This is a genomic window from Streptomyces sp. NPDC046939 (assembly GCF_040644575.1).
Taxonomy (GTDB): domain Bacteria; phylum Actinomycetota; class Actinomycetes; order Streptomycetales; family Streptomycetaceae; genus Streptomyces.
Window position 1 is genome coordinate 245,575 of record NZ_JBEYWV010000005.1, and the last position, 22,092, is coordinate 267,666.

The following is a 22,092-nucleotide window of genomic DNA, read 5'->3' on the forward strand; positions in this document are numbered from 1 at the left end:
CTACGAGCGCCAAACGGGCATAACGGTCCCTGTCTCCTTACGAAACACGGACGTCCGCTCCTGCCTGCCCTCCGGGCCCCACCCCGCCGCTGCGGGGGTGTCACGCTGGGGCGATGCACGAGTCATACGAGCCCGCGAAGGGCGCCACCGACGGGCCCGGCCCCCGGGTCCTGGTCGTCGACGACGACCCGACCGTCGCCGAGGTCGTCACCGGCTACCTGGACCGGGCCGGTTACGCGGTCGATCACGCCGGCGACGGCCCCGCGGCGCTCGCCCGCGCCACCGCCAGCCCCCCGGACCTCGTGGTGCTCGATCTGATGCTGCCCGGCATGGACGGCCTGGAGGTCTGCCGCAGACTGCGGGCCCGCGGCCCGGTCCCGGTCATCATGCTGACCGCGCGCGGCGACGAGGACGACCGCATCCTGGGCCTGGAGGTCGGCGCAGACGACTACGTCACGAAGCCCTTCAGCCCCCGCGAACTGGTCCTGCGTGTGGAGTCCGTACTGCGTCGCGCCCGCCCCGGCACCGACCGGCAACCCGTGAGCGCGGCGGGCCTCACCGTCGATCCCGCCGCCCGGCGCGCCACCCGCGACGGGACCGAACTCGCTCTCACGCTACGGGAGTTCGACCTGCTCGCGTTCTTCCTGCGCCACCCCGGACGCGCGTACAGCCGTGAGGAGCTGATGCGCGAGGTGTGGGGCTGGGAGTTCGGCGACCTGTCGACGGTCACCGTCCACATCCGGCGGCTACGCGGCAAGGTCGAGGACGACCCCGCCCGCCCGCGCCTGATCCAGACGGTGTGGGGCGTCGGCTACCGCTTCGAGACCGGCCGTCCCGCCGAACCGTCGGAGGTCTGACGGTGCACGCCAACCTCCTCATCGCCCTCTACTCCTTCGCGGGCGCCGCCTGCTCCGGCCTCCTCGGCGCCGTCGCCCTGCGACTCCTTCGCCGCCGCTCGCTCACCGTCTCCCTCGCCGTCGTCTCCGCCGTCGGCGTCGTCGCCATGCTCGCGGGAACCCTCGCCGTGGCCTGGGCGATGTTCCTCTCCCCGCACGACCTGAAGGTGGTCACCACCGTCGTGGCGACGGCCGCCGTCGTCTCCCTCGCCACCGCCCTCCTCCTGGGGCGCCGGGTCGTTGCCCACAGCCGTGAACTCGCCCTCGCCGCCCGCTCGTTCGGTGACGGCGGCGCCTTCGCCGCCCCGCACCTCCCCGCCACGGCCGAACTGGAGGCGGTCAGCCGCGAACTGGAGGCGACCAGCAGCAGACTCGCCGCCTCCCGCGAGCGCGAGCGCGCGCTGGAGACCTCCCGGCGCGAACTCGTCGCCTGGATCTCGCACGACCTGCGCACCCCCCTCGCCGGCCTGCGCGCCATGGCGGAGGCCCTCGAGGACGGCGTGGCCGCCGACCCCGCCCGGTACCTCACCCAGATGCGCACCGAGGTCGAACGGCTCGACGGCATGGTCGGCGACCTCTTCGAACTCTCCCGCATCCACGCGGGCACCCTGCCCCTCGCCCCCGCACGCGTCTCCCTCTACGACCTCGTCAGCGACGCCCTCGCCGGCGCCGACCCGCTCGCCCGCGAACACGGGGTGCGGCTCGTCGGGGACCAGGTCGAGCCGGTACCCGTCGAGGTCGACGGCAAGGAGATGAGCCGCGTCCTCGGCAACCTCCTCGTCAACGCCATCCGCCGCACCCCCGCCGACGGCACGGTCGCCGTCGCCGCCACGCGCGCGGCCGACGGCGTCGTCGTCTCCGTCACCGACGGCTGCGGCGGCATCCCCGAGGAGGACCTGCCGCGCGTCTTCGACACCGGTTGGCGCGGCACCCACGCCCGGACCCCGCCCGCCGGGGCGGGACTCGGCCTGGCCATCGTGCGCGGCATCGTGGAGGCCCACCAGGGCAGGGCCACCGTCCGCAACATCCCGGGCGGCTGCCGCTTCGAGGTGACGCTCCCGACGGCCCCCTGAGCCCTACCCGGTGGCGAACTCCCGCATCCCGTCCTCGAAGGACACCTCGGGCCGCCACCCCAGCTCCTCCCGCAACCGCGAGGAGTCGGCGGTGATGTGCCGGACGTCCCCCAGCCGGTACTCCCCGGTGACCACCGGTCGCGGCCCGCCGCACGCACCGGCCAACGCCGACGCCAACTCGCCGACCGTGTGCGGCACCCCGCTGCCCGTGTTGTACGCGGTCAGCACGCCCGCCGCGCAATCCGCGGCCAGCGCGAGCGCATTGGCGGCCGCCACGTCCCGCACATGCACGAAGTCCCGCCGCTGCCCGCCGTCCTCGAAGACCCGCGGGGCCTCACCGCGGGCGAGCGCCGAGCGGAAGAACGAGGCGACCCCCGCGTACGGGGTGTCGCGCGGCATCCGGGGCCCGTAGACATTGTGGTAGCGCAACGACACCGCCACCCCGCCCGTGCTGCGGGCCCAGGCCGCGGCGAGATGCTCCTGCGCGAGCTTGGTCGTCGCGTACACATTGCGCGGATCGGCCGGAGCATCCTCCGTGACGCTGCCGGGCACCAACTCGGCGCCGCACACAGGGCACTTGGGCTCGAAGCGACCCGCATCAAGATCCTCCACGGCGCGCGGCCCCGGCCGCTGGGCCCCGTGCCGGGCACACGTGTACCGCCCCTCGCCGTAGATGACCATCGACCCGGCCAGCACAAGCCGCGCGACGCCCGCCCGCGCCATGGCCGAAAGGAGCACGGCGGTACCCAGATCGTTCCGCGACACATACTCCGCCGCGTCCCGCACACCGTCACCCAGCCCGACCATGGCCGCTTGATGACAGACGGCATCCACACCACGGAGCGCACGGGCGACCTCGTCGGCGTCCCGCACATCAGCCGAGGGTGCATTCCTCACATCGAACACGACCGCCTCGTCCCCACGAGCGGACAACGCCTCCACGACATGGGACCCGATGAAACCGGCTCCGCCGGTGACCAGAACACGCATGCCGACACGGTAGGGGCGCGGGGCGGTGCGAGGTCCGTCCAACGCCGCCGACAGCACGGGGCGTCATACATCCGTAAGGGTCTGTGGGGCGTCCGGGGTTCGGGAGTAAGCGGGGACTGTGCTGGCCGTCTCCTACCGGGCGCTGGTGCGCCTTCGTGCGTCTCAGTGGTGGCCCAGACGGGCGGCCTTGACCGCGCGTTGGGCGAAGACGTCCTCCTGGCGCTCTGCCATCTGCCGCAGCGCGTCCTTGCGCTCCCGCTTGGAGAGCCGATCAAGATACGTATGGCCCAGGAGGTGATCGGCCTCGTGTTGCAGACACCGGGCGAAGTACCCCAGCCCCTCGATGACAAGGGGGTTGCCGTCCTTGTCGACCCCGTGGACGACAGCACGATCGGTGCGGGGAACCGCCATGCCTGCGCCGGGCACGGACAGGCAGCCCTCGAAGTCGTCGATGAGCCGACGGCTACGTGGATCGGGCAGTTCCAGAACCGGGTTGATGATGTGACCGACATGCCGGATGCCATCGTCGTCCGGGCAGTCGTACACGAACAGACGCAGGTCGACGCCAACCTGATTGGCAGCCAGGCCGGCGCCGTCGGCCACATACATGGTCAGGAACATGTCGTCGATCAACGCCGACAACTCGGGAGTCCCGAACTCGGTCACCTCCCGGCATGGACGGCTCAGGACCTCCTCACCCACCACCGTGACCCTGCGAACCGAACCCCGCCCCGCCTCCGGCGGCAGAGCCGGATAGGTGTCCACCGGGCGGCCTTGCACACGGACTCGTCGGTCGACGGAACGGGACCGCTCGTCACGAACAGACATGGAGTCTCCTTCTTGCGCAGGGCACAGATGCGGCGGGGCCCCGTACCTGATGCCTTCCGTCCTACTGCCGCTTGCCAACTCCTTTGCAAAGTAGCAGACTTTGCAAAGTGACTGAAGAAGCCATCAATCCTCCGGACGGCCAGGCGGCCCGCACTGGCGAAGCGCTGCGCGAGCACGAGGTCCGCACGGCGCTGCTGGACCTGCTTGCCGAAGTCGGCACCGTCACAGCGACCGAAGCCGCCGCCCGGCTGGGCTACAGCTCTGGCCTCTGCTCGTTCCATCTACGGCAACTCGCACGTCACGGGTACATCGAGGAAGCCCCCCACCGCGGGGGCCGCGCACGTCCATGGCGCCTGAAGCGGCACGCCCCCGCTGCCGACGGTCCCAGGGCGCAGGAGCAGTTCGGCGATCTGGCCCGAGGGCTGGAGGACGAAAGCTGGCAGCGATGGCTGACCCAGCGAGAGGAAGCGCCCTCCGCATGGCGCCGCGACGAAGCCTTCAGCGCCGTCGCCTACCTGACACCCGAAGAGATGGGCCGGGTCGCGGACGTGGTGCGACGGGCCCTCGCGCCCTATCGGGACCGCGAACAGCGCCCGCTGGCGCGGCCCGAGGGTGCTCGACCGGTGGCCCTCATCGCCCGACTGTTCCCCCTGCTTCCCCACGCATCAGATGGGGCGGACCAGGGCTCCGGATCTTCGTGACTGAAGGAGCCAGGCAACTCGCATTCCTAGGGGGCACATGAGGGTCCCGTCGGGAAGCAGAACTGCGGCGTTGAGATGCTCAATGAGACCGACAAGGACGCCCCAGACCGCTCCCACCTGAGGCCGCTCCACTCCGACCACTCCGTCATGCAGGGACAGGTCGGCCTCACTGCCGTCATGGGCGCGGTCCAGAGGTCGTGGCGGCTGAACTGGATCGAACCGGAGTTCGCGGCCCCGCGCTGCTTCGCCCTCAACCGCACGGACCACCGCACCCACGAGGAGCGGCCCGGTCAGTTCCCGGTCAATGCCCTGCAGGGAACGCTGCGCGTCGGCCGAAGCCGACCATGACGAGCGCCATGAGCGTGAGAGCGATCATCCCGGCTGGAAGAACCGGTGCGCCCACGCCATCGACGACCACAGCCCCCACAGCACCACCCGCGAAGATCGCCATGTTGAAGGAGGTCGTCAGCATCGCGTTCGCCGCATCGGCGTTCTCGCCCGCGGCATTCCCCATGGCCGTCTGCAACTGCGTCGCCGAGCCGCCGAACGCGAGGCCCCACAGGACGACCGCGAGCAGCACGAGCACGGTGGACTGCTGCGCGGCGGCAAGAAAAGCCCCGGCGACGATGAACAGGATCACGCTCGCCAGGGTGAGCCTGCGAAGTGCGCGGTCGATGAACACGCCGGTGATCCAGATACCTCCGAGCGCGGCGACGCCGAAGACGAGAAGGGTGATGTCGGGCCGGAGCGCGAGACGCATCTGCTGCAGATAGGAAGCGATGTAGGTGTAGAGCAGGTTGTGCGCGAGCATCCAGACGAACACGACGGCGAGGATGGTCGCCACACCGGGAATCCCCAGTACTCGGCTGAGCGGAGCGCGGGTTCGCGCCGACTGCCCCGGGGCGTCGGGTACGAGGAACTTCGCGAGGACCATGACGAGGACGCTGAGCACTGACATCGCGGCGAAGGACCAGCGCCACCCGACCGTCGAGCCCAGCCAGGCGCCAAGGGGTGTTCCGACGCAGAGTGCGACGGGGGTTCCGGCCATGGCGATGGCAAGGGCGCGCCCGGCGTGCTCAGGTGCGGCGATACGCCGGGCGTATCCGGCGAGCATGCCCCACAGCAGACCGGAGAAGGCTCCCCCGATGAACCGGGCGACAAGAGCGATGGTGAACGACGGCGATACCGCGGTGACGGCGTTCGCGACAAGGAACCCGAGCAGGCCCGCGAGGAGGAGCGGCTTCCGCCGCGCCCCGCGCGTCAGCGCGATCGCGGGTACCGCCGAGAGGACGGTTCCGATCGCGTAGGCGCTCACGAGCTGGCCGGCGCCGCCTTCGGAGACGTCGAGTCCGGCGGCGAGCTGCGGGAGCAGCCCCGCCGGCAGCGTCTCGGTCATGATCACGATGAATCCGGTACACGCCGTCACCGCCAGTGCCACAGCGGGGAACGGCTCGTGCGCTCGCTCGCAGACCGGCGTGGGGCAGGTTGTGGTCATCGGGGCGGACACCTCCACTAGTTATGGATTGATCGATCCGATATTGATCAATCCGATATTGAGCGACGTACCTGCGGGTGTCAAACTGGATCGGTCAGTCCGCAATGAAGGAGGTTCGCCGTGTCCCCTGTCGGTCGTCCCCGCGTCTTCGACATGGAGGCCGTCTTGGAGGCCGCGATGCTGCTGTTCTGGGAACAGGGCTACGAAGCGACATCGCTGGCCCAGCTCCGCGAGGCCACAGGGCTGTCCTCCGCGAGCCTCTACGGCGCCTTCGGCTCGAAGGAGGGACTGTTCGAAAAGGCCGTTGAGCACTACATCGCCGGACCGGGCAGCGTCACCGATGTCGTGGCCGATGAGGCGGTGCACCCCCGCGAGGCCATCGCCCGGCTCCTCCACGGGTCGATCGACATGCAGACCGACACGTCCCACCCTCGCGGATGCCTCGTCGCCCTCTCGGGGACGACCCGGGCGCCGGGAGCGGGCGAGGCCGGAGCGCTAAAGGTCGTAGCGGCGCGCCGCGCGGCGGACCGAGCGCGCATCCGGGCGTGCGTCCTACGCGGCATCGCCTCGGGAGAACTTGCCGAAGACACCGACGTGGACGGCTTCACGTCAATGATCCACGGCTTCCTGCTCGGCATTTCGACACAGGTATGTGACGGCACGCCAGCACGCCACCTGCATGCCGCGGCCGACGCCGTACTCGCGAACTGGGACGCCCAGAAACGCTGACGCTCACCGAAGGCACCCTCACTAGCCGGACCGAGTTCATTTTTGAACCGAGTATGCGTATCGTGGCCGTATGGCAGGGCTTCGTGAGCGCAAGAAGGAACAGACCAGGCAGCGGATCGCCGCGGTGGCGTCGCGGATGTTCGCCGAGCGCGGTTTCGACGCAGTGACGGTCAACGAGATCGCCGAGGCCGCCGAGGTGGCCAAGGCGACCTTGTTCGCGTACTTCCCGACCAAGGAATCACTCGCCCTCCACGGCGTGGGTGGCGACGACCTGGCCCAGATCGTCGCCCGGCGGCCGGCCGGCCAGACGTTCCTGGAGGCGCTGCGAGCGCACCATCGCGCGCTGGCCGCCGGGCAGATACCGGAGGCGGACCGTGAAGCGCTTCTCGCCCGCGTGCGTGTGATCCAGGACAGCCCGGCCCTGCAGAGTGCGGCGAGCGGTCTCCTCTACCGGCAGCGCGAGGCATTGGCGCAGGTCCTGGCCGAGGACTACGGCCGCACGGCAGCCGCGCTCATGGCCGCCCAGATCGCCGCGTCCCTGCTCACCCTCCAGGAGACGTACTTCCAGCGTCTGTTGGGCGGCGCCTGTGCCCAGGACGTCGCCCGCGCGCTGGCAGAGGACGTCGAGCTGGCCTTCGACCTGCTGGAACACGGACTCAACCACGTGGAAGGGCGCTGACGTGCGCGCGCGAGGCATCAACTACGACACCGGAACCTTCCCGGGGCAGCGTCTCACCAGGAAGACCTTCGACCCCGCCGCGGTCCGACACGACATGAGCGTGATCGCCGAGACCCTGCACTGCGACGTCGTACGCGTCTCCGGCGGCGACGCCGAGCGGTTGAGCATCGCGGCCCGACACGCAGCCGAAGCCGGCCTCGAAGTGTGGTTCTCTCCCTTCCCGGCCGACCTTCCCCCAGAGCGGATCCTGTCGTTCTTCGCCGACTGCGCCCGGCGCGCCGAAGCCCTGCGGCGAAGCGGCGCGCAGGTGGTGTTCGTCACCGGCTGCGAACTCAGCGCTTTCGCCCATGGCTTCCTCCCCGGCGAGACCTACCTCGACCGTCTCCACGCCATGGCCACCGCCGACCTCCACTGGTGGACCTCTCTCGGGCCGGTCCCCGAGCGCCTGAACGCGTTTCTCGCCCAGGCCGCGGCGACCGTCCGCGACCACTTCGGCGGGAAGGTCACTTACGCCTCCGGCCCCTGGGAGCCCGTCGACTGGACCCCGTTCGATCTGGTGGGCATCGACGCCTACCGAACTGCCCAGAACGCCGACACCTTCCGCACCCACCTGCGCGAGTTCTCCGCCCACGGCAAGCCCGTCGTCATCACCGAGTACGGCACCTGCGCCTACCGGGGAGCGGGCGACCTGGGCGGCATGGCCTGGCAGCCACCGCACGGCGCGACGCCGGACGAGGACGAGCAAGTGCGCTACCTCAACGAACTCCTCGACATCTTCGAGGAGGAAGGTGTCGACACCGCGTTGTGGTTCTCGTTCGCCAACTACGACAAGCCCCGCGACCGCGACATCGCCTCCTACGGTGTCGTGCGCCTGCTCGACGAGACCCACTGGGAGCCGAAGAAGGTCTTCCACGCCATGAGCACCAGACATCAGCGACCGCACCTCCGATCCAACTGACGCCACGTCCATCAGGTGAGCGGCGCCTGGGCGAGATTGGCCGGTTCCATGGCAGGGACCGGGACGGGCCGGTTCTCCGTCCTCGACCGGGTGGCCGCCTCGGCGATCGCGAGGGCCGCGCGGGCGTCCCGCCGGTGCAGGGGCTCGGTCGTTCTCCGGCCACCATCTCGGTGAACGCGGCCAGTTCGGCCCGGTACGCGTCCCGGAACCGCTCCATGAACCCCGCGTGCGGCGGGCCGGCGGGCCACAACGCGCCGTCCGCGGAGGCCAGCGGGGTCTCGTCGGTGAGCCCCGCGACGAGTGAGCCCTTGGCGCCGCACACCTCCAGACGCACGTCGTACCCGGCGCCGTTGTAGCGGGTCGCGGTGCATGTGGCGAGCGTCCCGTCGTCCAGCGTGAGGACGCTGACCCCTGTGTCGACATCACCGGCGGCGGCGAAGAACTCCTCCCCCCGATTGGCACCCGTGGCGTACACCGAGACGACCTCGCGGCCGGTCACCCAGCGGATGATGTCGTAGTCGTGCACCGAGCAGTCCCGGAAGATACCGCCGGATCCCGGGATGTAGCCGGCCGGTGGCGGCGTCGGGTCGGCCGTGCACGGCCGGTGTGCGGGAGCGGGTGGGCCGCGCCTCCCGGCTGGCCTTCGAGGAGGCCCGGCCGGGTGACCTGACGTGCGGCCCGTTCCGGCTGCGGCTCGCCCGGGTCCGGCACTCGGTCGAGACCTACGCCGTGCGCGTCGAGGACGACCGCGGCTCCCTGACGTACACCGGCGACTCGGGTCCGTGCCGGGAACTGGTCGAGCCGGCCCGGGGGAGCGGCGTCCTGCTGGCCGAGGCGGCGCTCGGGCCCGGCGACGAGCCCGGCGCGCCGCCCACTCGCTGGGACGAGGACCATACCGCCGCCGCACCCCACCACCTGACCGCACGTCAGGCGGCCGAGCTCGCGTCCCTGGCCGGTGTCGGCCTGCTGGCGCTGACGCATGTGCGCCCGTGGGACGACGCCGGCCTCGCGCTGGTGGCGGCGCGCTGCCCGGCACCGGTGCTCCTGGCCCGGCCGGAGCCGCGCCTGACGCCCCCGGTGGAGCCGCGATGAACCACAACGGCGACTGCCTGGCCCATCTCGCCGTGGCGTTCGCCCTGTGCACGGTCATCGGCCTGGAGCGCGAGTACCGGCAGAAATCGGCGGGCCTGCCGGGGATGGCGCTCGACCCGTCGCGGGTGACCGCGCAGATCGTCTCCGGCATCGGCTTCATCGGCGGTGGGCTGATCTTCGTACGCCGGGACGCGGTACGGGGGCTGACGACCGCGGCCAGTGTGTGGCCGGCGGCGTCGACCGGCGCCGCCGCGGGCGCGGGCTGCTGCGCGAGATCGTCCGGGAGTGCACCGGCGCGGGGTTCCACGTGTCCGGTCTGCGGTCGGCCGGGACACCGACGACGGGTAGCGCGGACCCGCGCGTCGGTGTGTTGCTGGTCCTGTCGGGGAAGGGCCTCCAGGACGAACTGGTCCCACGCCTTTCGGGCCGGGACGGCATCACGGAGGTGATCTTCCTGGAGGACGAGGCAATTCCGCATGAGCCTCTATGTAAGGACAATAGGTTGACAGAGCTTGGCGAGGAAAGGCAGGCTCGCAGCACGCGAGCGGGTCTCCACCGGCCCGATGCGCCACGAGAATCAGGGAAGGGGCCCGGTATGCCGATCAGGTCGACCCACGCCGTCCACGTCCTCCAGGGAGGAACGCCGTGACCACACCCCTCGCCCAGCGCGTCGCCGGAGCGCCGATCTCCTGGGGAGTCTGCGAGGTTCCGGGCTGGGGCCACCAGCTTCCCCCGGACCTGGTGCTGCGTCAGATGCGGGAGACCGGCCTCAACGCGACGGAGTTCGGGCCCGAGGGCTTCCTCCCCGACGCCCCCGCCGAGAAGGCCGCCACACTCGCGTCGTACGGGCTCAAGGCGGTCGGCCAGTTCGTCCCGGCCGTCCTCCACGACCCGGGCCACGACCCGCTCCCGCAGATCGAGGCGGCCATCGCCGGGCTCGTGGCCGCCGACGCCGGCACGGTCGTCGTCGCGGCCGCCACCGGAGCCCACGGATACGACGCGCGCCCCGCGCTCGACACGGCGGGCTGGGCGGCGCTCCTGGCCAATCTCGACCGGATCGCCTCCGTCGCCGCCGGGGCCGGACTCGTCGCGACCCTTCACCCGCACGTCGGCACGATGGTCGAGTCCGGCGAGGAGACCCAGCGCGTCCTGGACGGCTCGGGGATCGGACTGTGCCTGGACACCGGGCACCTGCTCGTCGGCGGCGCGGACCCGGTCGCCCTCGCGGCGAAACAGCCCGAGCGGGTCACCCACGTCCACCTCAAGGACGTACGCCTCGACCTGTGCGAGCGGGTGCGGTCCGGGCGGATGAGCTACACCGAGGCGGTCAGCGCCGGAATGTACGTGCCGCTCGGCGCCGGTGACATCGACATCGCCGCGATCGTCGCCCTGCTGGAGAGCGCCGGGTACGACGGCTGGTACGTGCTCGAACAGGACACCGTCCTCACGTCCGCGCCGGACACGGACGCCGGCGACGGCCCCGCCGGTGACGTGCGTGCCTCCGTGACCCACCTCCTCTCCCTCGTCCCCGCCGCGAGGAGCTGACCCGTGGCCCACGACCTTGTCACCATCGGGCGGACCGGGGTCGACATCTACCCCCTCGACCACGGCGTCGGCCTGGAACAGGTGCGTACGTTCGAGAAGTTCCTCGGCGGGAGCGCGACGAACGTCGCCGTCGCCGCCGCCCGCCACGGCCGCAGCGCCGCACTCATCACACGGGTCGGCCAGGACCCCTTCGGCCGTTACGTCCGGCAGGAGGCCGAGCGGCTCGGCGTGGACCCGGTCCACATCCACGCGCTCACCGCACCGGGCGGGCCGCCGACGCCGGTGACCTTCTGCGAGGTCTTCCCGCCCGACGACTTCCCGCTCTACTTCTACCGGTACGCCGGCGCGCCGGACCTCATGATCGATCCTGCCGAACTGCCGCTCGACGACATCCGGGACGCCTCCGTCTTCTGGGCGACGGTGACCGGGCTGTCGGCCGAACCGAGCCGGTCCGCGCACTTCACCGCCTGGCAGGCGCGCGCCCGGCGCCCCCACACCGTCCTCGACCTGGACTACCGGCCGATGTTCTGGAGCGGCCCCGACGACGCCGCGCGACAGGTGGGGCGCGCGCTCGACCACGTCACCGTCGCCGTCGGCAACCGGGAGGAGTGCGAGGTCGCCGTCGGAGAGACGGAACCCGGCCGGGCGGCCGACGCGCTGCTCGAACGCGGCCTGGAACTCGCCGTCGTCAAGCAGGGGCCCAAGGGGGTGCTGGCGGCCACCCGCGAGGAGCGGGTGGAGGTACCGCCGTTCCCCGTCGAGGTCGTCAACGGACTCGGCGCGGGGGACGCCTTCGGCGGCGCCCTCGTGCACGGCCTGCTCAGCGGCTGGGACCTGCGCCGGACCATCGAGTTCGCCAACGTCGCGGGCGCTCTCGTGGCCGCCCGGCTCGCCTGCTCCACCGCCATGCCGACCACGTCCGAGGTGGAGGCGGCCCTCGCCTCCCCGCCGGCGGTCCAGACCACGAGGACCATATGATCGACGCCCAACGACTCACCGAGATCCGGGCCCGCGAGCCCGAACGCATCGGCCGCGCCTGGCAGAAGCGCTCCCGGCGCCCCCTGACCGGGGACGACGGGCGGCTGCTCATCGTCGCCGCCGACCATCCGGCCCGCGGCGCCCTCGGCGTCCGGGACGACGGCGCGGCCATGGCCAGCCGCACCGGGCTCCTGGACCGGCTGGCGACCGCGCTGTCCCGCCCGGGCGTCGACGGCGTGCTCGGCACCCCCGACCTCCTCGACGACCTGGCCCTCATGGGCGCGCTGGAGGACCGGATCGCCATCGGCTCGATGAACCGCGGCGGACTGCAAGGCGCCGCCTTCGAACTCGACGACCGGTTCACCGCCTACACCGCCGAGGCCATCGCCGCACAGGGACTCGACGGCGGCAAGACACTCACCCGCATCTGCTTCGACGACCCCGGAACCCTGAACACGCTGCAGGCGACGGCCGCCGCGGTCACCAGCCTCGCCGAGCACAGCCTCATGGCCATGATCGAACCGTTCCTGACCACACATCAGAACGGCCGCGTCCGCAACCTCCTCGATCCCGACAGCGTCATCCGGTCGATCACCATCGCGAGCGGGCTCGGCGCGAGCAGCGCCTACACCTGGCTGAAACTGCCGGTCGTCGACGAACTCGAACGCGTACTGGACGCGACGACACTGCCGACACTCCTGCTCGGCGGCGACCCGCAGGGCGACCCCCACGACACGTACGCCACCTGGGGCGCAGCCCTCGCCCTCCCGGCGGTACGCGGCCTGGTGGTCGGGCGCACCCTCCTCTACCCGCCCGGCGACGATGTCGCCGCCGCCGTCGACATCGCGGCCGGCCTCGTCCACGGGAGCGGTCGATGAACGACCAAGCACGCCAGGTACGACCCCTGGGCACGACGGCCGACACCGACTGGCAGGCCGCCATCGCCGTCCCGGCCGAGGCGCGCACCGGGGATCGGGTGCTCGTGCCGTACGGCCGGCAAGGCCCCGAACGGACCTGGTTCGTCCGCGACGACCGCGCGCACGCGTGGGTCCGCGACACCTGGTAGGACCCGCCTTTCGCCCCGCGGCTGCCAGCGCCGCGCACCGCACAGGCCCCAGGGGGTGCCTCATGACCACAGCGCGGACCGCGACGGTCCGGCTGACCGTGGTCACAGGCCGTCGTGGCCTTCCTCGCCGCCCAGCGGACCGAGCGCGACGGTGAGGTCCACAACATGTTCGCGGGGGTCCTCGGCATCTTCGGCCACGGCAACGTCGCGGGCCTCGGCCAGGCCCTGCTCCAACAGGAGAGGGAGGCCGACGGCCTGCCCTACGTACTGGCCAGAAATGAACAAGCCATGGTCCACACGCCGTCGCCTACGCGCGGCACCGAGACCGCCTGGAGACCTGGGCCTGTACCGCCTCGATCGGCCCCGGCTCCACCAACATGCTGACCGGTGCCGCGCTCGCCACGATCAACCGCGTCCCGGTACTGCTGCTCCCCGCCGACACCTTCGCCACCCGCCGCAGCGCGCCCGTGCTCCAGGAGCTGGAACAGCCCGGCGCCGCCGACATCACCGTCAACGACGCCTTCCGCCCCCTCTCCCGCTTCTTCGACCGGGTCACCTGCCCCGAGCAACTGCCCTCCGCGCTCCTCGGCGCCATGCGCGTGCTCACGGACCCGGTCGAGACCGGGACGTCGTCCTCTGCGCGGCCGGGTCCATCCCCGGCGACCTGCACAAACTGTGGCGCGTACGTGACCGCAAGGCCTACCACGTGGAGTACGGCTACTCCTGCATGGGCTACGAGATCCCGGCCGCGCTCGGCATCCGGTTCGCCGACGACATCCGGGACGTCTTCGCCATGGTCGGCGACGGCGGCTACCTGATGATGCCGGCCGAACTGGCCACCGCGGTCCAGGAGCACGTCAAGATCATCGTGGTCCTCGTCCAGAACCACGGATTCCACTCGATCGGCACGCTGTCGGAGTCGCTCGGCTCCCAGCGCTTCGGCACGCGCTACCGCTACCGCACCGCCGACGGCCGCCTCGACGGGCCCCCGCTCCCCACCGACCTGGCCGCCAACGCCCGCAGCCTCGGCGCCCATGTCATCGAGGCGCGCTCCCGCGACATGCTGGAGAAGGCCATCGCCGAGGCCAAGGCCTGGCCGGCCGACGGCGGACCCGTCGTGATCCACGTCGAGACCGATCCCTCGATCTCCGCCCCGGACAGCGACAGCTGGTGGGACGTGCCGGTCAGCGAGGTCGCCACGCTGGACTCGACGCGGGCGGCCCATGCGATCTACACCGATCGCAGGAAGGCGCAGCGGTCACTCCTTGCACCGCCGCCTTCGCGTGCGCACGAGATCGGGGGGTGAGGACGACTACCTGGTGGTCGGCTTCACGTCCGGCGGGTGCGCGTCTGGGCCAGTGCGCGGAGGACGCTCCGGTCTGACACCCGGGCGCCCCGACGGTTCCGGCCGCTGGTGTGCGGCCGGAACCACCGTGCATCAGTCGCTGCTGGTGGTGGAGTCCTCGAAGTAGAACCAGTCGTCGCCGTTGTCGGGGCCGAAGTAGTACACGGGAGGCTCGTCATCGGCGGGGGTCTGGGCCGTCGCCGCGGTGTGGGGACCGGCCGCGGAGGCGATGGCGGGGGTGGACAGGGTCAGGGCGGCACCGGTCAGGGCTGCCGCGGCGAGGGCGGTACGGACACGCATGGTTCCTCCAGGAGTGTAGGAGTGCAGGGGTGAGTGATGAGTGATGGGGACGCTCAAGAGGTCCCCTTCCTCGTGCGTCAGACCTCGGGCCTCCGTGGCGGATCACTCGAACGGTAGGACGATTGCTACAGCCAGAACACGAAAAGTGCGGTCTGTGGGCATAGGGGGCAGTGCTGCCCAATGGGGAGGAGAAGAACAGCGTCGCCATCGCCCCCAACGAAGCCTTCGGCGGGCTGGACCAAGACGTTTACGGATCCCCTGCTCTGCACGGCCACCGTCGACCGGCTGACCTTCAGCCCAGGTAGGACAGTCCGCCGGGACCCGAACGAAAGCGGGGAACTTGCAGTCAGTTCACCATCGCGCGATGGCGCGCTTCGCGGATGATGCGGTCGGCGGTCTCCTCGGGAGTGAGGTCAGCGGTGTCGAACCACCAGCCGACATCGCCGAGCTCGCGCTTCATGTCGGCATCGAGATCTTCATAGCCGTCGAAGTCGAACCGCTCCCGTGGATCACGGAGAGTGTTGCGGTGACGGCACGTCTCGATACCCGGTGCGAGGACGACGAACAGAACACTCCTGGCCGGAAGGAGTGAGACGAAGAAGTCCAGCTGCCTGCGGTCGGGAATCACCCAGTCGATCACAGGCGCGAACCCGGCGTCGGCAAAATTGTTCGCCAGCGTGCAGAGATTGCGGTTGCACAGCTCCACCTGCCGCGCTGCCTCGTCGGCCGGTTCACCAAGGGCCCCGACACGACCGCTGACGATCAGCCTGCTGATGAAGTCACCGTCGAGCCGGGCGGAGCGCGGCAGACGCTCGGCGATGAGCCTGGTCACCGTCGACTTCCCGGCCCCGGGCATCCCCGTCACGATCAGGCAGTCCGGCGTCTCAGCAGTGAGCACGCGTGAATCGTGCCAGCGTTGCTTGGTGCCCAGCAATCGTTTTTCGAGCCGCTTGGCTATGCGACGTTCCTGAACCTCGCCGACACCTCTGCGACCGAGCCCCTCAAGCGTTCCCAGAGCTCAACTGTGTCCGGTGCCGTAGAAACGTACGTAGTCGATGGTCATGGCCGCGGGAAAGCGGGTGGAGTTGTCGGGTGAGCCGGGCCAGTCGCCGCCGACCGCGACGTTCAGCAGGAGGTGCATGTCCTGCTCGAAGACCCAGTCGCGCGGGGCGGGCAACTTGTCCGGGGTCAGGGTGAAGTACCGCTTCCCGTCGACGGACCAGGTGATGCGGTGTGGCTCCTTCTCGACGGCGTAGGTGTGGAAGGCCTGGTCGGCGTCAGCGGGGAGGGTGGTGGAGTCGCCGATCCCGTTCTCGTTGTAGTACGTCGGACCGTGCGCGGTGCCGTACACCGTGCGTGGTTCATTGCCGACGACCTCGCTGATGTCAATCTCGCCCTGGCGGGGCCACTGCTCACCGTTGTCGCCGAGCATCCAGATGGCCGGGAGCAGGCCCTTTCCGGTGGGCATCTTCGCCCGGACCTCAACGCGCCCCCGGCGGAGCGAAACCTTCTGGGCAGTCGTCAGGCGTGCCGAGGTGAACGGGCAGAAGTCCTCCGTGTAGCAGGGGAGCTCAGCCTCCTCGGGGGCTCGTTTCGCCGTGATCACGAGGTGGCCTGAGCCGTCCTGCGCCGCGTTGGCCGCGTCGTCGGTGTAGTACTGCAGCTCGTTGTTGCCCCATCCCTGCTCGTCCCGGTTGCCGATCTCGGTGTTCCAGTACGCGGCCGACGGGCGGGCACCGGCGGCGCCGTCGAACTCCGCCTGCCAGAAAGGGCGGTCGCTGTCGGGGGCCGGCCGTCGCGTGTCGGCCGGTGTCGACACGCATCCGGTCAGGAGGGCGCCGACGACGAGCATGAGGGCGGCCGGTCGGACACGATGCTTCACTACGGGGCTCCGTAAGCCAGAGAGGAACGCGCAGGTGGCGGGCGCGCCGCGGCCCGCGTCAGGGACCTCCGAGAGCCTAGCTCGTGCTCTGGCGACGAGTAGCGGGGGGCGGTTAGCGGAGCGGAACAGTCGCGGTGACTACGTCGCTGACCTCCGGAAGCCCGAGATCCTGCACTTATCTTCTTCCGCCGGTCTCTACTCCTGGTCAGCAGAGTGGCCCGCAGTGTTTCGCCGGCCAGCACCAGCCTGTTCAGATCGCGTACCGCCGCGTGCACGCGCGTGGATTCGGTGCGCTGCCGCGTACTTCAGGTCCATGCCGTACCGCCCCCGATGCGCTGCCGCCCGGTCGGTGAGGTTCTCGGCGAACTCGGTGTCCACGAACAACTCGCCCACCTCGGGCACCTTCAGCCGGATGGTGTCCACGGGACCGGGGCCGGACATCGTGATTGACCGGTATGGACCTGGGCGGCCGCGCAGATCTCCCGGAGGATGCGAGCTGCACCACACGCGCTTGAAACCTCCATAAGTGAAGGGGTTCCACGTGAAAGCAGTACGTGCTCTCGGAGCCGTGGCGATGACGGTGGCCATGGCCGGCGGGGTGTCTGTCGCGGCCCAGGCGACGGCGGTCGCCGCCACCGGGCCCTCCACCGTGAAAACGGCGGCGGCCACCTGTGCCTACCCGTACGTCTGTCTCTTCAAGAACGGTGTGAAGATCGGCCAGTTCCAGGACGTCACCAGTACCTGGCAGAACCTGCCGTCCCGTCCGTCCGGACCGGGGCTCGTCATCCAGAACACCCGCCACGACGATGTCGCCTACATCCGCTGGTCGGGAGGCACGACGGCCTGCATACCCCCGAACTCGAGCTTCACCGTGTCGAGCGGAACGCTGACAGGAATACGGATCTCCAGCGCTGCCACCTGCTGAGCACCGCTGGGAGGGAACAATCCGTTCGTGCGGGCCGGTCAGCCTCTCCCGGCCCGCACCCCGCCAGGCCGTCGCGGCCAGCGGGAGGGGAGGAGGGCCGTCGCCTCGCGCCGAGGCGCTCCAAGGGGCTTCAGCCGAACGATCACTTTCATGGGCCGGAGGCGAGGCCCGAGAAGGGAGCGGGGGCCCACTCCGTGACCCTCAGACTCCAACGGACGCGAAGGTCCGGAAGCGCGCGCCCTGAGTCAGGACGGACCACAGGCTCTGCGGTTCACTCACTCCAGCCGGGTCGGAAGGAACTACCGGCGAGCAGCGGTCGGACTCCGGCCCGGTGAACTTCTTTCACATGAGCAGAAGTCCTGGCCTCGGGTTCGCGCCCGACTCGTTCCTCCCAACTCCCGCGCTCAGCCCCGTACGTGCAACCCGAAACCCGTGCTGCCCGCAGGCTCCAGTCCCTCCTTCAGATGCAGCGAGGGGATCTCGTAGTCACCGAAGTTCTGCCGCCGGAAAGGGATCGGCTCGGTCGACTCCAGAGTGAGCAGGCGCTGCTTCCAGGCCTTGGCGACGTCCGGATAGTCCTCGTCGGTCATCCGGTCGGCGCTGTACAGCACGAACGGCGGCAGCACTTCGATGCCCGGGTAGTAGAGGATGCCGTGCTGGATCGGGAACAGCAGATCGTCGATGGGGCCCGCGATCCCGCGGGCGGCGTAATGCGGCTCCGGGCCGCCGACGGTCACCGACAGCAGGGCCCTGCGGCCCGCGAGGGTTCCTTCGCCGAAACGCTCGCCGTACTTGGTGTCGCTGTGCTCGCCGACGCCGTACGCGAAGTGGAACGTGAACACCCGGTCCACCCAGCCTTTGAGGATCCCGGGCATCGTGTACCACCACAGCGGGAACTGGAAGATGATCGTGTCGGCCCACAGCAGCTTCTCCTGCTCGGTGCGGACGTCCGGGGTGAGAGCCCCCGCGTCGAAGGCCCGGCCGGAGTCCCGCGCGACTTTCAGCGGACTCGAGGCGTGGGGGCCGTAGTCCTCGGCGTCCACGACCGCCTTCCATTTCATCGCGTACAGATCACTCACCCGCACCTCGTGTCCGGCGTTCTCCAACGTGGACACCGCGAGGTCCTTCAGTGAGCCGTTGAGCGACTTCGGCTCCGGGTGGGCGTAGACGATCAGCGTCTTCATGGGAACTCCTTCGGATCGGATGCCGTCGATTCTGGGCACCGCGGCGCCCCGCGTTCAGGGGCGCCTCTTCCGTCGGACCGGACTTCCTGGTAACGGCAGGACCACCTTCACGGGCACCGGCAAGGCCATACTGGGAGGCATGGACGACCTTGCGAGCTTCCTGCGGACCCGGCGCTCCCGGGTCGACCCGGCGGCCGTCGGTATTCCCACCGACAGCCGCCGCCGCGTCGAAGGGCTGCGTCGCGAAGAGGTCGCGCACCTGTCAGGGGTCAGCGTCGACTACTACGTGCGCCTGGAGCAGGGCCGCGCGACCCAGCCCTCCGAGCAGGTCCTCGACGCGCTGGCCCGTGTCCTCGGCCTCGACGAGACCGAACGCGGGCACCTCTCCCGGCTCGCCCGGCAGCGCCGCCGCCGCGCGAAGGTGCCGGGCGGGCGGGTCCGGCCGGAGTTGCTGCGCGTCCTCCACCTGGTCACCGACGCACCCGCCATGATCATGGACCACCGCATGAACGTGCTCGCCGGCAATCGCCTCGCCGAGCTCCTCTACGGCCGGCCTCTGGCGGGACTGAACAGCGTCCGGCACATCTTCCTCGAGGAGGCAGAGCGCGGCTTCTACGCGGATTGGGAGAACTGCACCCTCGACGTGGTCGGGCACCTGCGCCTCGCCGCCGGCAAGTATCCCGATGACCCCCAGCTGGCCTCGCTCATCGGTGAGCTGGCGATGGGCAGCGAGCGTTTCCGTCGCCTCTGGGCGCGCGCGGACGTGTGTGCCCGCACCCATGGACGCAAGGCGTTCCAGCACCCGCTGGTCGGACTGCTGGAACTGCACCAGGAGAGCTTCGTGCTACCGGACGAGTCCGGCATGGAACTGCTGGTGCTGTCCGCGGCCCCCGACAGCCCCGCCGAGGACGGCCTGCGCCTGCTCGCGGGCCTGGGCGCGGACCGCGCTGACGCGCGCGCCGACGTGAAGACTCAGGTCAGTCCACGAGTAACGCATCAACGCCCACCCACCGCCGGGAACACCTAAGCTGACGGCGTTCCGGCCCCCGGCCTGGCTGAAACCCCGGAGTGAGGTCCGGGGCTGTTGCCCCACGCGCTTGGTAACGCCGCGGGGACGGCGTCGTCCGTCGCGCGTCCGAGGCTGTCGTTGATGTGCTCGAACCGGTCGGCATCGGAAACGCGCCCCCTGACCGACCGCGGCGTTGAAGGGTTGCTGAGCCAGTTGCATGACAGCTATGTGCGTCGGCAACCACCCGTACTGCCCGCGGTCTCGGCCTCAGGCGTCAACGAAGGCATCTGCCTTACCTACACCGGACCTCAGCCCTGGCTGACGTCGCCGGGCCGGGTGGCTGCTGTCAGGTGGTCGTCCGGCGGTGGTCCGCGAGGACTTCGTCGATCACCCGTGCGTGGTCGGCGGCCTTCTCCGGGTCGGTGTCGATGCATTCGCTGAGCACCAAGGCTGCCTTCCACAGGGCCCAGCCGCGGGCCCGCGCCCAGGTGCCGTCGTCCTGGGCGACGGTGTCGCGGAACGCCTGTCGGGCGGCGCCGGAGAACATGTGCCAGGCGATGACGAGGTCGCAGGCGGGGTCGCCGATGCCGCAGGTGCCGAAGTCGATCGCCGCGGTCAACTGGCCGTCGGTGACGAGCAGGTTGCCCGAACCGACGTCGCCGTGGAACCACACCGGGTCCTTCTCCCAGGTGGTCGCGAGCGCTGCTGCCCAGACCTCCTCCGCGAGGCCGATGTCGAACCGGTCGGTGCGGGCCTTGAGCAGTTCCAGGCAGCGCCGGGTCTCTTCGTCGTAGTAGGCGGGAGATGTGCCGCGGTAGAAGCTGTGGGCGCCGGCGAGAGGGCCGCCGGTGGCATCGCATCGTTGCAGGGCCACGAGGAATTCACCCACCGCCACGGCGAATCCGGCGAGGTCCTCGACGCGGTGGGGGAGCGCGGTTTCGCCCGGCAGCCAGCCTCGCACCGACCACGGGTACGGATAGCCCTCACCGGGTTCTCCCTCGGCCAGGACCGGCGGGATCGCGACGGGCAGGTGCGGGGCCAGGCGCGGCAGCCACCGGTGCTCCTTTGCGACGGCCGGGACATATCCGGCTGCGGTGGGCAGCCGGGCCGTCATCGTGTCGCCCAGACGGTAGGTCCGGTTGTCCCATCCGTCGACGGGTACGGGGGTCACCGGCAACCCGGACCATTGCGGGAACTGCCGGTCGACCAGGCGTCGTACGAGGTCGGCGGTGATGCCCGCGCGACCGTCGGGGGTGATGGTGGGCATCGTGGCATTGTCGCTGTGGCTGCGTCTGCGGCTCAACTGATTTGCTGGCTGGGGGTGGCCTCGGTGGTGGAATGGCGCCACCGCTACCCCTGATGCGGGTTCGGGCGCGTTGCGGGCTTCGCCCATGCTGGCAACCCCGCCTTCGGGAACCGCGTCGCTTGCCCGGCCGCGTCCCGTGGACGCTGTCAGGTGACAGCGAGGGCGGCGGCGCGGAGGGCGGCCGCTACGCGGTTGACGGACTGCGTGCGACGGCGGCCGAGACTGGCCAGGAGCAGTCGCCGTTGTTCCTGAGGGCCGCCGCGTACGGGGAGGATGCGGACGCCTTCAGGCGCGGCCGGGGCCAGGGCGGCAGGCACGGTGGTCAGCCCCGCACCGGCGGCCACGAGGTGAAGCTTGGCGCACCAGTCCCGGGCGGTGTGGGTGATCTCGGGTCGTTCGTCCAGACCCGGCCATACGCCCATCAGACGGTCCTCGCCGGAGGAAGGACCGGCGATCCAGCGCTGTGCCCGGAGGTCGGCCACGTCGATGAAGTCGGCGCGGGCGAGCGGATGGCCGACGGGTACCGCCACGTGCAGGGCCCGTTCGGTAAGTGTCTCCACCACGAGCGGGGGTGTCTCGGTGTCCGGCGGGCGGAAGGGGGGCGCCGAGCCGAGCAGGACCAGGTCCAGGCTGCCCGCGCGCAGGGCGCGTACCAGGACGGGGGTGGTGCCCTCGCGGCTGACGACGCGCAGGCCGGGGTCGGTGCGGCTGAGCTCGGTGAGGGCCCGGGGGAGGAGGACCGCACCTGCGGTGGGGATCCATCCCAGTCGGACGGTACCGGCCGCCGCGGGCAGGCCGGACAGCTCCCTGGCGATCGCCTCGATCTCGTCGAGTACGACCGCCGCGTGGCGCAGGACGGTGCGGCCGGCCGCGGTGAGCCGTACTCCTTCGCGTCGGCGTTGCAGCAGTTGTGTGCCCGCGGCCCGTTCGATCGCCGCTACCTGCCGGGACACGGCGGACTGGGTGTAGCCCAGTGAGGAGGCGGCCGCGGTGAAGGTCCGGTGCTCGGCGACGGCGCGGAAGACGCGCAGCGCGGTGAGGGAGACGTCCTCGAAGTTCATGACGATCACGCATACCATACGTTCCGAACTTTCGTTGGACGCATGGCACG

At 70.6% G+C, this 22,092-nt stretch carries 23 protein-coding genes and 4 pseudogenes; 17 read left to right on the forward strand and 10 right to left on the reverse strand.

From position 1 onward, the window contains the following. Positions 1–113: 113 nt before the first annotated feature. Positions 114–857: a response regulator transcription factor gene (locus tag ABZ877_RS08100; protein WP_361066245.1), complete on the forward strand. Its 744-nt coding sequence runs from the start codon at positions 114–116 to the stop codon at positions 855–857. Positions 858–859: 2 nt separating this feature from the next. Next, positions 860–1,969 (forward strand): HAMP domain-containing sensor histidine kinase, encoded by a 1,110-nt coding sequence (locus ABZ877_RS08105; RefSeq protein ID WP_361066250.1) that lies wholly within the window; start codon positions 860–862, stop codon positions 1,967–1,969. Between the two features lie 3 nt (positions 1,970–1,972). Here the strand turns inward: ABZ877_RS08105 and ABZ877_RS08110 are convergent, their stop codons facing one another. Together ABZ877_RS08110 and def are read right to left on the reverse strand one after the other, a co-directional pair. Continuing rightward, positions 1,973–2,959: an NAD-dependent epimerase/dehydratase family protein gene (locus ABZ877_RS08110; protein ID WP_361066253.1), complete on the reverse strand. Its 987-nt coding sequence runs from the start codon at positions 2,957–2,959 to the stop codon at positions 1,973–1,975. Between the two features lie 162 nt (positions 2,960–3,121). Next, positions 3,122–3,787, reverse strand: a complete 666-nt coding sequence (gene def, locus ABZ877_RS08115; RefSeq protein ID WP_361066255.1) for a peptide deformylase — start codon at positions 3,785–3,787, stop codon at positions 3,122–3,124. Positions 3,788–3,894: 107 nt separating this feature from the next. On the opposite strand from def, the gene ABZ877_RS08120 reads away from it, so the two are divergent. After that, a complete protein-coding gene (locus ABZ877_RS08120; protein WP_361066258.1) occupies positions 3,895–4,488 on the forward strand; it encodes a winged helix-turn-helix domain-containing protein in 594 nt (197 codons plus the stop codon). Between the two features lie 75 nt (positions 4,489–4,563). Beyond that, a complete protein-coding gene (locus ABZ877_RS08125) occupies positions 4,564–4,836 on the forward strand; it encodes a hypothetical protein (protein WP_361066261.1) in 273 nt (90 codons plus the stop codon). Here the strand turns inward: ABZ877_RS08125 and ABZ877_RS08130 are convergent. Continuing rightward, positions 4,790–5,926 (reverse strand): MFS transporter, encoded by a 1,137-nt coding sequence (locus tag ABZ877_RS08130; RefSeq protein WP_361066264.1) that lies wholly within the window; start codon positions 5,924–5,926, stop codon positions 4,790–4,792. The genes ABZ877_RS08125 and ABZ877_RS08130 overlap by 47 nt on opposite strands. Positions 5,927–6,103: 177 nt before the next feature. Here ABZ877_RS08130 and ABZ877_RS08135 point away from each other — a divergent pair, with 177 nt between their 5' ends. From ABZ877_RS08135 to ABZ877_RS08145, 3 genes are all read left to right on the forward strand, one after another. After that, on the forward strand, positions 6,104–6,712 hold the full coding sequence (locus tag ABZ877_RS08135; protein WP_361066267.1) for a TetR/AcrR family transcriptional regulator: 609 nt from the start codon (positions 6,104–6,106) through the stop codon (positions 6,710–6,712). Between the two features lie 70 nt (positions 6,713–6,782). Next, positions 6,783–7,391, forward strand: coding sequence for a TetR family transcriptional regulator (locus tag ABZ877_RS08140; RefSeq protein WP_361066270.1), 609 nt, complete (start codon positions 6,783–6,785; stop codon positions 7,389–7,391). Position 7,392: 1 nt separating this feature from the next. After that, positions 7,393–8,349, forward strand: a complete 957-nt coding sequence (locus ABZ877_RS08145; protein WP_361066273.1) for a hypothetical protein — start codon at positions 7,393–7,395, stop codon at positions 8,347–8,349. An 11-nt stretch (positions 8,350–8,360) separates the two neighbouring features. Here the strand turns inward: ABZ877_RS08145 and ABZ877_RS08150 are convergent. Then, positions 8,361–8,947: pseudogene (locus ABZ877_RS08150) on the reverse strand (Gfo/Idh/MocA family oxidoreductase); the annotation flags it as partial. A gap of 20 nt (positions 8,948–8,967) precedes the next feature. On the opposite strand from ABZ877_RS08150, the gene ABZ877_RS08155 reads away from it, so the two are divergent. From ABZ877_RS08155 to ABZ877_RS08185, 7 genes and pseudogenes are all read left to right on the forward strand, one after another. After that, positions 8,968–9,441, forward strand: coding sequence for an MBL fold metallo-hydrolase (locus ABZ877_RS08155; protein WP_361066391.1), 474 nt, complete (start codon positions 8,968–8,970; stop codon positions 9,439–9,441). Next, a pseudogene (locus tag ABZ877_RS08160) lies at positions 9,438–9,668 on the forward strand (MgtC/SapB family protein); the annotation flags it as partial. The gene ABZ877_RS08155 and the pseudogene ABZ877_RS08160, both read left to right, overlap by 4 nt. A 418-nt stretch (positions 9,669–10,086) precedes the next feature. Then, entirely contained in the window at positions 10,087–10,986 is a 900-nt protein-coding gene (locus ABZ877_RS08165) for a TIM barrel protein (protein WP_361066276.1), read from the forward strand. A 3-nt stretch (positions 10,987–10,989) separates the two neighbouring features. Next, positions 10,990–11,964 (forward strand): 5-dehydro-2-deoxygluconokinase, encoded by a 975-nt coding sequence (gene iolC, locus ABZ877_RS08170; protein WP_361066279.1) that lies wholly within the window; start codon positions 10,990–10,992, stop codon positions 11,962–11,964. Continuing rightward, positions 11,961–12,842 (forward strand): deoxyribose-phosphate aldolase, encoded by an 882-nt coding sequence (locus tag ABZ877_RS08175; protein ID WP_361066281.1) that lies wholly within the window; start codon positions 11,961–11,963, stop codon positions 12,840–12,842. Before iolC ends, ABZ877_RS08175 begins: the two co-directional genes overlap by 4 nt. After that, positions 12,839–13,030 (forward strand): hypothetical protein, encoded by a 192-nt coding sequence (locus ABZ877_RS08180; protein WP_361066283.1) that lies wholly within the window; start codon positions 12,839–12,841, stop codon positions 13,028–13,030. Before ABZ877_RS08175 ends, ABZ877_RS08180 begins: the two co-directional genes overlap by 4 nt. A 62-nt stretch (positions 13,031–13,092) precedes the next feature. Further along, positions 13,093–14,336, forward strand: a pseudogene (locus ABZ877_RS08185) (thiamine pyrophosphate-dependent enzyme). Positions 14,337–14,468: 132 nt separating this feature from the next. Here the strand turns inward: ABZ877_RS08185 and ABZ877_RS08190 are convergent. Beyond that, on the reverse strand, positions 14,469–14,675 hold the full coding sequence (locus ABZ877_RS08190) for a hypothetical protein (RefSeq protein WP_361066286.1): 207 nt from the start codon (positions 14,673–14,675) through the stop codon (positions 14,469–14,471). A 185-nt stretch (positions 14,676–14,860) separates the two neighbouring features. Between ABZ877_RS08190 and ABZ877_RS08195 the strand changes: the two are divergent. Next, positions 14,861–15,059, forward strand: a pseudogene (locus ABZ877_RS08195) (AAA family ATPase); the annotation flags it as partial. Here ABZ877_RS08195 and ABZ877_RS08200 read toward each other — a convergent pair. Both ABZ877_RS08200 and ABZ877_RS08205 read right to left on the reverse strand, forming a co-directional pair. Next, positions 15,022–15,573, reverse strand: coding sequence for an AAA family ATPase (locus ABZ877_RS08200; protein WP_361066289.1), 552 nt, complete (start codon positions 15,571–15,573; stop codon positions 15,022–15,024). The pseudogene ABZ877_RS08195 and the gene ABZ877_RS08200 overlap by 38 nt on opposite strands. Positions 15,574–15,693: 120 nt before the next feature. Then, entirely contained in the window at positions 15,694–16,557 is an 864-nt protein-coding gene (locus ABZ877_RS08205; RefSeq protein WP_361066292.1) for a glycoside hydrolase family 16 protein, read from the reverse strand. Positions 16,558–17,131: 574 nt separating this feature from the next. Between ABZ877_RS08205 and ABZ877_RS08210 the strand changes: the two genes are divergently transcribed. Continuing rightward, on the forward strand, positions 17,132–17,482 hold the full coding sequence (locus ABZ877_RS08210) for a hypothetical protein (RefSeq protein ID WP_361066394.1): 351 nt from the start codon (positions 17,132–17,134) through the stop codon (positions 17,480–17,482). A gap of 404 nt (positions 17,483–17,886) precedes the next feature. On the opposite strand, the gene ABZ877_RS08215 is transcribed toward ABZ877_RS08210, so the two are convergent. Beyond that, positions 17,887–18,666, reverse strand: coding sequence for an NAD(P)H-dependent oxidoreductase (locus ABZ877_RS08215; protein ID WP_361066295.1), 780 nt, complete (start codon positions 18,664–18,666; stop codon positions 17,887–17,889). A gap of 139 nt (positions 18,667–18,805) precedes the next feature. Here ABZ877_RS08215 and ABZ877_RS08220 point away from each other — a divergent pair, with 139 nt between their 5' ends. Next, positions 18,806–19,693, forward strand: coding sequence for a helix-turn-helix transcriptional regulator (locus ABZ877_RS08220; RefSeq protein ID WP_361066298.1), 888 nt, complete (start codon positions 18,806–18,808; stop codon positions 19,691–19,693). A gap of 328 nt (positions 19,694–20,021) precedes the next feature. Here the strand turns inward: ABZ877_RS08220 and ABZ877_RS08225 are convergent, their stop codons facing one another. Both ABZ877_RS08225 and ABZ877_RS08230 read right to left on the reverse strand, forming a co-directional pair. Beyond that, a complete protein-coding gene (locus ABZ877_RS08225; protein ID WP_361066300.1) occupies positions 20,022–20,942 on the reverse strand; it encodes an aminoglycoside phosphotransferase family protein in 921 nt (306 codons plus the stop codon). A gap of 185 nt (positions 20,943–21,127) precedes the next feature. After that, the gene (locus ABZ877_RS08230; protein WP_361066303.1) at positions 21,128–22,042 is read right to left on the reverse strand and encodes a LysR family transcriptional regulator; all 915 of its coding nucleotides are present in this window, start codon (positions 22,040–22,042) and stop codon (positions 21,128–21,130) included. Positions 22,043–22,092 lie beyond the last annotated feature (50 nt).

What these genes read in the sequence shown, in the direction of transcription:
- ABZ877_RS08215 (WP_361066295.1), bottom strand. Translation starts at nt 18,666, where the DNA reads ATGAAGACGCTGATCGTCTACGCCCACCCGGAGCCGAAGTCGCTCAAC.
- ABZ877_RS08180 (WP_361066283.1), top strand. Translation starts at nt 12,839, where the DNA reads ATGAACGACCAAGCACGCCAGGTACGACCCCTGGGCACGACGGCCGAC.
- ABZ877_RS08100 (WP_361066245.1), top strand. Translation starts at nt 114, where the DNA reads ATGCACGAGTCATACGAGCCCGCGAAGGGCGCCACCGACGGGCCCGGC.
- ABZ877_RS08190 (WP_361066286.1), bottom strand. Translation starts at nt 14,675, where the DNA reads ATGCGTGTCCGTACCGCCCTCGCCGCGGCAGCCCTGACCGGTGCCGCC.
- def (WP_361066255.1), bottom strand. Translation starts at nt 3,787, where the DNA reads ATGTCTGTTCGTGACGAGCGGTCCCGTTCCGTCGACCGACGAGTCCGT.
- ABZ877_RS08110 (WP_361066253.1), bottom strand. Translation starts at nt 2,959, where the DNA reads ATGCGTGTTCTGGTCACCGGCGGAGCCGGTTTCATCGGGTCCCATGTC.
- ABZ877_RS08230 (WP_361066303.1), bottom strand. Translation starts at nt 22,042, where the DNA reads ATGAACTTCGAGGACGTCTCCCTCACCGCGCTGCGCGTCTTCCGCGCC.
- ABZ877_RS08220 (WP_361066298.1), top strand. Translation starts at nt 18,806, where the DNA reads ATGGACGACCTTGCGAGCTTCCTGCGGACCCGGCGCTCCCGGGTCGAC.
- ABZ877_RS08210 (WP_361066394.1), top strand. Translation starts at nt 17,132, where the DNA reads ATGACGGTGGCCATGGCCGGCGGGGTGTCTGTCGCGGCCCAGGCGACG.
- ABZ877_RS08175 (WP_361066281.1), top strand. Translation starts at nt 11,961, where the DNA reads ATGATCGACGCCCAACGACTCACCGAGATCCGGGCCCGCGAGCCCGAA.
- ABZ877_RS08125 (WP_361066261.1), top strand. Translation starts at nt 4,564, where the DNA reads ATGCTCAATGAGACCGACAAGGACGCCCCAGACCGCTCCCACCTGAGG.
- ABZ877_RS08225 (WP_361066300.1), bottom strand. Translation starts at nt 20,942, where the DNA reads ATGCCCACCATCACCCCCGACGGTCGCGCGGGCATCACCGCCGACCTC.
- ABZ877_RS08140 (WP_361066270.1), top strand. Translation starts at nt 6,783, where the DNA reads ATGGCAGGGCTTCGTGAGCGCAAGAAGGAACAGACCAGGCAGCGGATC.